The organism is Actinoalloteichus spitiensis RMV-1378, assembly GCF_000239155.1.
Taxonomy (GTDB): Bacteria; Actinomycetota; Actinomycetes; order Mycobacteriales; family Pseudonocardiaceae; genus Actinoalloteichus_B; species Actinoalloteichus_B spitiensis.
The window spans coordinates 1-2,278 of the sequence record NZ_AGVX02000384.1 but is presented as its reverse complement, the minus strand read 5'-3'; the positions used below and the strand labels follow the sequence as shown (position 1 = coordinate 2,278).

Below are 2,278 nucleotides of genomic sequence, written 5' to 3'. Positions count from 1 at the left end.
CCCCCGTCCCGGCCCGGGCCCGGGACCGGGCACCTACCGCCGGTCCCGCGCGGCGACCCCACCGAGCACGCGGGTGACCGCCGCCTCGCGCAGCCGCTCCAGCCGTGCCTCCTGGTCCCGCGCCCGGCGCAGCAGCGCGTCGAGGCGCGCCGCCGAGAGCCCGTCCCCGGCCGGCTCCGGGGCCTCCACGACCGCGCGCAACGTCCGCCACGCCGTAGCCCGCGCGGACAACATCAGCAGCAGCCCCTCCAGCTCCATCACGGTGCTCAACGGCGACCGGCCACGGAGCTGCCCGTTGAGCTTCAGCCGGCCCACCTTCTCCGCCGCCCACAGCGCCCAGGTCTTGTAGTGCGCGACCTCCACGCCGAGCAGGCGCATGGCATCGGCGAGCCCGGCGCGGTCCTCCGCCATCTCGTCGGCCAACCGGTCCAGTTCCGGTCCGTCAGGTGAGGAGACCTCGGCCTTCGCCAGGCGCCGGGCGAGCTCCACGGCGGCGGTCGCCCCGGCGAGGTGGTCGTTGAGGTAGATGGCCAGGAGCCTGGACCGCTGGTCGTGCGGTGTCGGCTGGTCGCTCCGCTCGGTCATGGTCCCCTCCGGTGCCCGGTCGTCGTGGCGAACGTGTCTTCCCGGGGCTTACCCGGGGCCGGCTGGCCCATGCCGGAAGGTGGGGCCGGAGGAGGTCCCCGCAGTGCGGCCGGGCGGCCGGCGGCGGCGCCGCATGGTGAGGCGAGCACCCCTCGGTGGTTCCGGTGGGTGGTCCGCGTGCCCCCGCACGGACGGGGGGATCGGGTGCGCGGCGCGGAACGCCGGCGGGGGCGGTCGGGACGGCGGTGAGGGACCCCGGCGACGCCCCGGGGACGTGGGCGCGGGCGGTCGTGGTCCGGTCCCGGCCGCCGTGCTGGTTCTGGCCGCGCTGACCAGCCTGGCTGTCGCGCCCCCTCGGTGTTCCTGGCGTCGTTCGCCGACGAGGCCCTGGGTGGTCGTCCACGAACTCCGCGTTCTCCGGACCCAACCGGCCGCGTCGGTCGCGGCGGCCCTGGGCATCGCCGGCGCGCGGCGGGCGCGCGGGCACCCTCGGCGGCTGCCCGCCGCGTCGCTCCGCATCCCGCTCGTCACGTGTGGTACCCGAGGTGTCACCTGTTGGTCACGTGCGCGTGCTGGTGCCGGCCACGGGGGCGGGCCATGATGGGAGGAGCTCCACGGCGGGCAGGCGGGCGACCGTCGGGGTGGCCTTCTTGTGACACCGTCCGCCCATCGGGTGGCCGGAGCGGTTTTCGGCTGGCGAACCAGACCGTCGTGCACTAGATGTAGTGATGTACTGTTTGTTCGACACCAGATGTGCCCATGAGACAAGGGGTGTGAGGTTCAGATGAAAGTCACGCTGGATCCACACGCCGCGCCGAGGGTCGCCACTGACACGGCCCTGGTCGTGCGCCTCCGGCTCCGCACCGAGCTGGCCGGGCTCTCCGCTCGGTACCGGGGGCGGGACACCCTGGAGATCGAGAAGGCGGTCCGGGACGTGTGGCGCCGCGTCGCCGGGGCGGAGATCGGCCCCGCCCAGTTGGCCGACGTCACCGCCGAGATCCAGCGCGGAGAGGCCCCCGACGTCGTCATCGCCGCGGGCTGACCCGGGCACCAGAGGCCCGGCGGTCGCTCACCTCGTTCGCCGGCCGGGTGGCTCGGCCCCGACCCGAGCCCGACCTGGGCCCTGCCCGGCCGGGGCGGTGGCTCCGCCGGGGTCCGCGTGTCGTCCCCTCCTCGCGACGCGAGTTCAGCGCGTCGAGCCTTCCTGGGAACCCCGCTGCGCCGACCGCGTGATCCACTCCACCCTGCTGGGTGCCTCGTCGGGCACGCCGTGCTCGTCCTCGACCCAGATCCACACCTCTGGCGGATCGCCGTCGGTGAGATCCCAACGAGCGGTGACCATGCTGTCCTCCTCCGACTGTCTCCACGGCCCCGCCACGGGGTCGTCCAAGCGGGATGGCGTGGACGGCGCCGGCCACGCTCCCGTCGAGCGCCGCTCCCGGTGCTCGGGGGACACCCGACGGGCGGCGGACGCGTCGCGATCAGGACGAACCGTAGCGGCTCCGGCCCGCACACCGCCGGCTCGATACCAGCTCGTCACCGACATTCCCGCCGGTGGGGGAAGCAGCGGATGACCGCACGTCCTCCGAACGGACGGCGCGTCACGGGAGATCTCCCGGGCCGGTCGTGGGCCGCCCGGATACTACGCCCGGCCGCCGCCTGATCACCGCCCGCCCCGGGGCGGGCGGTGATC

General features: G+C 75.1%; 3 protein-coding genes. 1 reads left to right on the top strand and 2 read right to left on the bottom strand.

Annotated elements, in window-relative coordinates; translation table 11 throughout:
* Positions 1-33: 33 nt before the first annotated feature.
* Positions 34-585, bottom strand: a complete 552-nt coding sequence (locus tag ACTIDRAF_RS29380; protein WP_016699899.1) for a hypothetical protein — start codon at positions 583-585, stop codon at positions 34-36.
* A 784-nt stretch (positions 586-1,369) separates the two neighbouring features.
* On the opposite strand from ACTIDRAF_RS29380, the gene ACTIDRAF_RS0216880 reads away from it, so the two are divergent.
* Complete coding sequence (locus tag ACTIDRAF_RS0216880) at positions 1,370-1,627, top strand: hypothetical protein (RefSeq protein ID WP_016699898.1); 258 nt, start codon at positions 1,370-1,372, stop codon at positions 1,625-1,627.
* Between the two features lie 144 nt (positions 1,628-1,771).
* Here ACTIDRAF_RS0216880 and ACTIDRAF_RS33880 read toward each other — a convergent pair whose 3' ends face one another.
* Positions 1,772-1,927: a hypothetical protein gene (locus tag ACTIDRAF_RS33880; protein WP_016699897.1), complete on the bottom strand. Its 156-nt coding sequence runs from the start codon at positions 1,925-1,927 to the stop codon at positions 1,772-1,774.
* Positions 1,928-2,278: the final 351 nt, after the last annotated feature.

What these genes read in the sequence shown, in the direction of transcription:
- ACTIDRAF_RS0216880 (WP_016699898.1), top strand. Translation starts at nt 1,370, where the DNA reads ATGAAAGTCACGCTGGATCCACACGCCGCGCCGAGGGTCGCCACTGAC.
- ACTIDRAF_RS29380 (WP_016699899.1), bottom strand. Translation starts at nt 585, where the DNA reads ATGACCGAGCGGAGCGACCAGCCGACACCGCACGACCAGCGGTCCAGG.
- ACTIDRAF_RS33880 (WP_016699897.1), bottom strand. Translation starts at nt 1,927, where the DNA reads ATGGTCACCGCTCGTTGGGATCTCACCGACGGCGATCCGCCAGAGGTG.